Here is a 7,873-nt window from a genome sequence, read left to right as displayed (position 1 = left end):
GACGGCCGCCGCGGTCACGGCCTCCTGCTGCTCGGGCGGCAGGTTGTTGAAGACCTCGGCGGAGATGGCGATGAAGTTCCAGTCGACCAGATGCGAGGTCAGGGCGACCTGTTTCGTCACCTCGTAGAACTTGGCATCGACCACGGTCGGGAGCGGGTTGTCCTGCCCGTCGACCGCGCCGGACTGCAGCGCGGTATAGACCTCGGTGAAGGCCATCGGCGTCGGGTTGGCCCCGATCGCGCGGCCGAGGAACTGCCAGGAATCCGCGCTCGGCATCCGCAGGTTGATGCCGTTCAGGTCGGCGGGGGTCTTGATGTCGACCTCCTCGCGGGACTGGCGCAGGTTCACGTGGCGGCGGCCGAGATACATCGGCGCCAGCAGATGAACGCCCAGCTCCTCCTCCACGGTCTGCTTGAACGGGTCCATCAGCGGGTCGTTGAACACCCGGACCTGATGCTCGGCATCCTGCAGGACGTAGCCGGCGGCGAAGATCGACCATTCGGGGAAGTAGGGAGCGATCTCCTGCGCCGCCGTGATCGCCATCTCGATGTCGCCGGCGGCGATCGCTTCCAGCTCCGTCCCCTGGCCGAAGAGAGTCCCGTTCCAGTGCGGCTCGAACGTGGCGAATTCGGCGATGGCGGGCGCGAAGATCTCGATCATCGCGATCGCGCGCTGGTCGGTTTCCGAGTTCACCGCCGACAGGCGAAGCGTGACCTTGTCCTGCGCGCCCGCCACCGTCGCGGTCATCGCCGCCCCGGTCATTGCGAGCGCGGCCGTCGCGGTCATCAGGACGCGGCGCGTCATCGAGATCGTCATCGTGTTTCCTCCCGTCGATCTTTTCCGGGCTCGCCTGCGCGCCAGCGCCTGCGAATCTGCCGGATTGGGTGGCAGCATACCCAAACATCCTCAGCGGAGAAAACGATTTTTTCGATAGAAATCAACATGATGCCATTGTCCCGACCGCCGGTCCCGCTGGACATGGATCTCGCGAGGCGACGCATGATCGCATAGATCGCAATCGGGAACGTCGGGGTAGCGCCGCGTCTCGACCGCCCGGCGGCCAAGGCAAGGACCCGGGTTGCCGGGTTTCGGAATGCGAACCGAATCGAAGATTTCGCCTGTGAATGGCGGGTGGCCTGGCCGGTCGCACGCTGGGCGGCAGTTTTTTATGCTTTTGTTTCAGACCATTGCATGAAATCCGACCCATTGTCGTGGAAACTCGGAATTTTCGTTTGATATTCCTATTCTTTCGGTTAATATCATCGAAACGAAGAAAAACGGGAGGAAACGAGCCTTGGGGAGAAACTCGATTTTCCGCCTTCCGCGGCGGTTCACGTCATGATGGCCCGGCATCACGCCATCCTCGACCTCGCCCGGCAGTTCGGGAAGGTCACCGTCGAGGATCTGGCGAGCCGCTTCGACGTGACGCCCCAGACGATCCGGAAGGACCTCAACGACCTCTGCGAGCGCAAGCTGCTGGCGCGGATCCATGGCGGGGCCATGATCTCGTCGGGCGCGGAGAACGTCGGTTACGATGCGCGGCGCGGCTTCGCGGCGGAGGGCAAGGCCGCCATCGCCCGGGCGGTCGCCGGGCTCATTCCCGAATACGCCTCGGTCTTCATCGCGATCGGCACGACGACCGGCGCCGTGGCGCAGGAACTGCTGCAGCATCGGGGGCTGATGGTGGTGACGAACGATCTCGTCGTCGCCAACACGATGCGCCCCTATCCGAATATCGAGGTCATGCTCGCGGGCGGTCACGTGCGCCGCTCGGACGGCGGCATCGTCGGCGAAGCCGCGGTCGAGTTCGTGCGGCAGTATCGCCTCGACCACGCNAATATCGAGGTCATGCTCGCGGGCGGTCACGTGCGCCGCTCGGACGGCGGCATCGTCGGCGAAGCCGCGGTCGAGTTCGTGCGGCAGTATCGCCTCGACCACGCGGTCATCGGCGCCTCGGCCATCGACGCGGACGGCGTGCTGCTCGACTACGATTATCGCGAGGTCAAGGTCACCCAGGAGGTGCTGCGGGGCGCGCGCAACGCGATCCTGGCGGCCGATTCGACCAAGTTCGACCGCGCCGCGCCGGTCCGGGTCGCGGAACTCCGCGAGGTGGGCACCTTCGTCACCGACCGCTGCTCGAGCGAGTCTGTCCGGCGCGTCGCCGAGGAGGCCGGCGTCGGACTCATAGAAGCCGCGCCAGGGACCGAAGTCGCCGCCTGACCGGCAACTCGCCACCAAGCATCCAGAGAATCCGGCCGGCGAACCGCGGCGGCCGAGAAACCGCGCCGCGGGGTACCTCCGCGCGCGCGTCCATTCCGCCACGTCACATGGGAGGAGACGACATGAGCGAGTATATCCTGGCGATAGATCAGGGCACGACCGGGACCACGGTGCTGATCTTCGATCATGACATCGGCATCAGGGGCCGGGCCTATTCGGAGTTCACCCAGCACTATCCGCGCCCGGGCTGGGTCGAGCACGATGCCTCCGAGATCTGGCACGTCTCCGTCTCGGTCATCGAGGCGGCGCTGAAGGACGCGGGCATCCGCGCCAGCGATCTCAACGCCATCGGAATCACGAACCAGCGCGAGACGGTGGTGATGTGGGACCGCGCGACCGGCAAGCCGGTCTCGAACGCCATCGTCTGGCAGGACCGGCGCACCGCCGGCTATTGCGACGAACTGAGGGCGCGGGACGGGCTCGAAGAGACGATCCGCGCCAAGACCGGCCTTGTCGTCGATCCCTATTTCTCGGGCACCAAGGTCCGCTGGATGCTGGAAAACGTGCCGGGTCTCAGGGCGCGCGCCGAACGGGGCGAGATCGCCTTCGGCACGATCGACAGCTGGCTGGTCTGGCAGCTGACCGGCGGCCGGGTCCATATCACGGATTACTCGAACGCCTCGCGCACGCTGCTCTACAACATCCACGAGCTCGAATGGGACACGGAGATCCTCGAGCTTCTCGACATCCCGGCCGCGATCCTGCCAGAGGTGAAACCCTCGTCGCATATCTATGGCGAGACCGATCCGGAGATGTTCTTCGGCACCCACTCCATTCCGGTCGCGGGCATCGCCGGTGACCAGCAGGCGGCGCTCTTCGGCCAGGCCTGCTATGGCGAGGGGCTGGCGAAGAACACCTATGGCACCGGGTCCTTCGTCTTGATGAACACCGGCACCGAGGCGGTGAAGAGCAAGGAGAAGCTGCTCACCACCATCGCCTGGGGGATCGGCGACGAGCCGGTGGAATACGCGCTCGAAGGTGCGATCTTCGTCACCGGCGCGGCGGTGCAATGGCTGCGCGACGGGCTCAAGATCATCAAGGGCGCGGCGGAGACCGAGCAGCAGGCCCGTTCGCTCGCCTCCAACGACGGGGTCTATTTCGTGCCGGCGCTGGTCGGGCTCGGCGCGCCGCATTGGGACCCCTATGCCCGGGGCCTCCTGATCGGGCTGACCCGCGGCACGACGCAGGCCCATGTCAGCCGCGCCGTGCTCGAGAGCATGTGCTACCAGGCGCGCGACGTGGTCGCGACCATGGAGCGCGACAGCGGCATCAAGCTCAAGGAACTGCGCGCGGATGGCGGCGCGTCGGTCAATTCCTGGCTGATGCAGTTCCAGGCCGACATGCTCGGCGTGCCGCTGGAGGTTCCGCGGATCGTCGAGACGACGGGGCTCGGCGCCGCCTATCTCGCGGGTCTCGCAACGGGCTTCTGGGAAAGCCGCGAGGAACTCGACGCCAAGTGGAAGCTTGCCAAACGCTACGAGCCATCCATGCCGGAGGTCGAGCGCGAGCGCCTTTACAAACGCTGGAACAAGGCCCTCGAGCGCGCCAAGGGCTGGGCCGAGGATGACGACGCCGCCGGAGAGGAATGACGAGATGGCACAGGGAATGAACCGCGCGGCATGGCTGGCGCAGCTTCGCGAAGAACCGGAATACTGGGATGTCATCGTGATCGGCGGCGGCGCGACGGGGCTCGGCACCGCGCTCGAATCCGCCGCGCGCGGCTATCGCACGCTGCTCCTCGAACAGCATGATTTCGCCAAGGCGACCTCCAGCCGCTCGACCAAGCTGGTGCATGGCGGCGTGCGCTATCTGCAGCAGGGCAATGTCTCGCTGGTGATGGAGGCGCTGAAGGAGCGCGGGCGGCTGCTCGCCAACGCGCCGCATGTGGCCCACAACCTGCCCTTCGTGGTGCCGGTCTATGACTGGTGGGAGGGGCCCTTCTACGGCGTCGGCATGAAGCTCTACGACCTGCTGGCGGGCAAGATGGGGCTCGGGCCGTCTAAGGTCCTCTCGCGCGAGGAGACCATGCGGCGCCTGCCGAATGTCGAGCCGAAGGGGCTCAGGAACGGCGTCATCTATCATGACGGCCAGTTCGACGACTCCCGGCTCGCGATCACGCTGGCGCGGACGATCGCCGACAAGGGCGGGGTGCCGCTCAACTACATGAAGGTGACCGAGCTCCGCAAGCGCGGCGATCTGGTCGCGGGGGTGCGCGCCACCGACACCGAGACGGGCGAGGAATACGAGCTCGACGCCCGCGTCGTGGTCAATGCGACGGGCATCTTCTCCGACGATATCCGCCAGATCGACGATCCCGAGGAGGAGCGGCTGATGGCGCCGAGCCAGGGCGTGCATATCGTGCTCGACGGCTCCTTCCTCGCTGGTGAGAGCGCGATCATGGTGCCGAAGACTGCCGATGGCCGCGTGCTCTTCGCGGTGCCCTGGCACGGGCGCACCATCGTCGGCACCACCGATACCGAGATCCACGACACGCCGCTCGAGCCCCGGGCGAAGGAGGAGGAGATCGCCTTCCTGCTGGAGCACGCCGCGATCTACCTCGCGCGCGATCCGAAGCGCGAGGACGTGCTGAGCGTCTATTGCGGCGTCCGCCCGCTCGTCCGCTCGCCGGGCGACAAGGGGACGGCGGCGCTGGCGCGCGACCATGTGCTGATGATCTCGAAGTCGAACCTCGTCACCATCACCGGCGGCAAGTGGACCACCTACCGCAAGATGGCCGAGGACACCGTCGATACCGCGGCGCTGGTCGCGGGGCTCGACGAGCGGCCTTCGCCGACGCGCGATCTGCGCCTGCACGGCTGGCTGAAACAGACGGCGAAGTCGGACGGTCTCCTGTCGCTATACGGCTCGGACGAGCCGGGCGTGCGCCGCGTGATGGGCGAGGCGCCGGAGCTTGGCGCACCGATGCACGAGCGGCTGCCCTATTTCCTCGGCGAAGCCGCCTGGGGTGCCCGGCACGAGATGGCACGCACCGTCGAGGATGTTCTCGCCCGCCGGACCCGGGCGCTGCTTCTCGACGCGCGCGCCAGCATCGAGGCGGCGCCGGAGGTCGCGCGTGTCCTCGCGCGGGAACTCGACCGCGGGCCGGACTGGGAGAGCGCCCAGGTCGAAGCCTATCGCGAGCTTGCGAACGGATACCTGCTGCCGTGACGGCGGCTTTTCGGCACCAATTCGAGGAGACAGCGAGATGATGACTCCCTTTCTCGGAGAACTGATCGGCACCACGATCCTGCTCCTGCTGGGCAATGGCGTGGTCGCCAACGTGGTCCTGAACGACACCAAGGGGCAGGGGGCGGGCTGGATCGTCATCGCCTGGGGCTGGGCGATGGCGGTTTTCGTCGCCGTCTTCACCGTCGCGGCCTTCAGCGGCGCGCATCTCAACCCGGCGGTGACACTCGCGCTCGCCATCGCGGGCAAGTTCGCCTGGGGCGATGTGCCGGGCTACATCGCCGCCCAGTTCCTCGGCGGCGCGCTCGGGGCGACGCTGGTCTGGCTCGTCTATCGCGACCACTTCGCCCGGACCGAGGACGCGAACCTGAAACTCGCGGTCTTCTGCACCGGCCCCGCGATCCGCAACCCGGTCTCCAATCTCGTCTCGGAGATTGTCGGAACCTTCGTGCTGGCCTTCGCGGTCCTCTTTCTCGCGGTGTCGGTCTTCGGTCTCGGCGGTCTCGACGCGCTTCCCGTGGGGCTTCTGGTCCTCGCGATCGGGCTCTCGCTCGGGGGGACGACCGGCTATGCGATCAACCCCGCGCGCGATCTCGCGCCCCGGATCATGCATGCGCTGCTGCCGGTGCCGGGCAAGCGGGACTCCGACTGGAGTTACGCCTGGATACCGGTCGCGGGTCCGGTCATCGGCGCGATCCTCGCAGCGCTGGCCTACCTGGTGCTGCAGGACCCACTCGACGTGAACTTCCGCTGAGGGGTGGGGAGGATGAGCATGTCCCGTCTTTCCCGCCGCCGCTTCCTCGGCGCCACCTCGGCTGCCGGGTTGGGCTTCCTGCCCGGCGCGGCCGTCGCCCAGATCGGGGACGTTCCGGGCGGCGCGTTCGGCAACGAGCGGCTCGCCGCCGCCCGGCGCTGGACCGAGGTCGAGTTCAGCCCCTCCACGCTCTCGCTCGATGAGCAGATGGCCGAGATGGAGTTCTTCGCCCGCGCGGCCGCCCCGTTGCGCGCGCGCCGGATCTTCGTCCTCTCGGAGACGATCCGGACCCATCAGTACGAGGCGCGCGTGCTCGCGCGCGCCTTCTCGGAGATCACCGGCATCACCGTCATTCACGATCTCGCCCATGAGGGCGAGGTGGTGAACCGCCTGCAGCAGCAGCGGCGCTCGGGCCGGAACTTCTACGACGCCTATGTCAGCGACAGCGACCTCATCGGCACGCATTTCCGCTATGGCGGCGTGGTGCCGATCTCCGACTGGATCGCGGGCGAGGGCGCGGATGTGACCCTGCCGACGCTCGATCTCGATGATTTCATCGGCAAGTCCTTCACCACGGCGCCGGATGGCAAGCTCTACCAGCTTCCCGATCAGCAGTTCGCCGCGCTCTACTGGTTCCGCCACGACTGGTTCGAGCGCGAGGATCTCCGCGACCGGTTCCGAGAGCGCCACGGCTACGAGCTTGGCGTGCCGGTGAACTGGAAGGCCTACGAGGACATCGCCGATTTCTTCACCAACGAGGTGCGTGAGATCGACGGCGCCCGCGTCTGGGGGCACATGGACTATGGCGCGCGCGACCCGTCGATCGGCTGGCGCTTCACCGATGCCTGGCTCTCGCTCGCCGGCGCCGCCGATCCCGGGTTGCCGAACGGCCTTCCCGTCGACGAATGGGGCATCCGGGTCGAGGACTGCCATCCGAAGGGTGCGAGTGTCGCGCTCGGCGGGGCCGCGGACAGCCCGGCCGCGGCCTATGCGCTCCGCAAATACGTGGACTGGCTCCGGAAATACGCGCCGCCCGAGGCCGCGCGGATGACCTTCACCGAAGCGGGCCCGGTGCCGGGGCAGGGCAATATCGCCCAGCAGGTCTTCTGGTACACCGCCTTCACGCCGGAGGTGACCCAGCCCGGCCTGCCGGTGATGAACGCCGACGGCAGCCCACGCTGGCGCGTCGCCCCGACCCCGCATGGCGCCTACTGGCGCGAGGGGATGAAGCTCGGCTATCAGGATTGCGGCGCCTGGACGCTCATGGAGAGCACCCCGGTCGAGCGGCGCAAGGCGGCCTGGCTCTACGCGCAGTTCTGCGTCTGCAAGTCGGTCTCGCTCCGCAAGACGCTGGTCGGGCTGACCCCGATCCGCGCCTCGGATATCGCGAGCGCGGCGATGACCGAGGCCTCCGAAAGCCTCGGCGGGCTGGTCGAATTCTACCGCGGGCCGGCGCGGGAGCTCTGGACCCCGACCGGCGCCAATGTGCCGAACTATCCGCTGCTGGCGCAGGCCTGGTGGCAGACGCTGGCCGCCGCGGTCGAGGGTCGCGCGAGCCCCGAGGAGGCCGTGGCGCGGATCGCCGCCGATCAGGACGCGCTGCTGGCGCGGCTCGCGCAGGACCCGCGGATGATCGCCTGCGCGCCGGAACTG

6 protein-coding genes are annotated in these 7,873 nt (G+C 67.6%); 5 read left to right on the top strand and 1 reads right to left on the bottom strand.

Annotated elements, in window-relative coordinates:
• Nucleotides 1-816 (bottom strand): TRAP transporter substrate-binding protein DctP (gene dctP / locus ACLJK8_RS21020; protein ID WP_413152343.1); only part of this gene is annotated, 816 nt, incomplete at its 3' end.
• Nucleotides 817-1,338: 522 nt separating this feature from the next.
• On the opposite strand from dctP, the gene ACLJK8_RS21015 reads away from it, so the two are divergent.
• The 5 genes from ACLJK8_RS21015 to ACLJK8_RS20995 all read left to right on the top strand — a co-directional run.
• Nucleotides 1,339-2,220: a DeoR/GlpR family DNA-binding transcription regulator gene (locus tag ACLJK8_RS21015; RefSeq protein WP_413152342.1), complete on the top strand. Its 882-nt coding sequence runs from the start codon at nucleotides 1,339-1,341 to the stop codon at nucleotides 2,218-2,220.
• A gap of 122 nt (nucleotides 2,221-2,342) precedes the next feature.
• Complete coding sequence (gene glpK / locus ACLJK8_RS21010) at nucleotides 2,343-3,869, top strand: glycerol kinase GlpK (protein WP_413152341.1); 1,527 nt, start codon at nucleotides 2,343-2,345, stop codon at nucleotides 3,867-3,869.
• A gap of 4 nt (nucleotides 3,870-3,873) precedes the next feature.
• Nucleotides 3,874-5,448, top strand: coding sequence for a glycerol-3-phosphate dehydrogenase/oxidase (locus tag ACLJK8_RS21005; RefSeq protein WP_413152340.1), 1,575 nt, complete (start codon nucleotides 3,874-3,876; stop codon nucleotides 5,446-5,448).
• A gap of 37 nt (nucleotides 5,449-5,485) precedes the next feature.
• The gene (locus ACLJK8_RS21000; RefSeq protein WP_413152339.1) at nucleotides 5,486-6,220 is read left to right on the top strand and encodes an MIP/aquaporin family protein; all 735 of its coding nucleotides are present in this window, start codon (nucleotides 5,486-5,488) and stop codon (nucleotides 6,218-6,220) included.
• A gap of 18 nt (nucleotides 6,221-6,238) precedes the next feature.
• On the top strand, nucleotides 6,239-7,873 hold a 1,635-nt coding region (locus tag ACLJK8_RS20995), incomplete at its 3' end, for an ABC transporter substrate-binding protein (RefSeq protein WP_413152338.1).

This window comes from Amaricoccus sp. W119 (assembly GCF_047275745.1).
Lineage (GTDB): Bacteria > Pseudomonadota > Alphaproteobacteria > Rhodobacterales > Rhodobacteraceae > Amaricoccus.
Note: the sequence above shows the minus strand (reverse complement) of the source record. Positions and strands in the feature narration are given on the sequence as shown.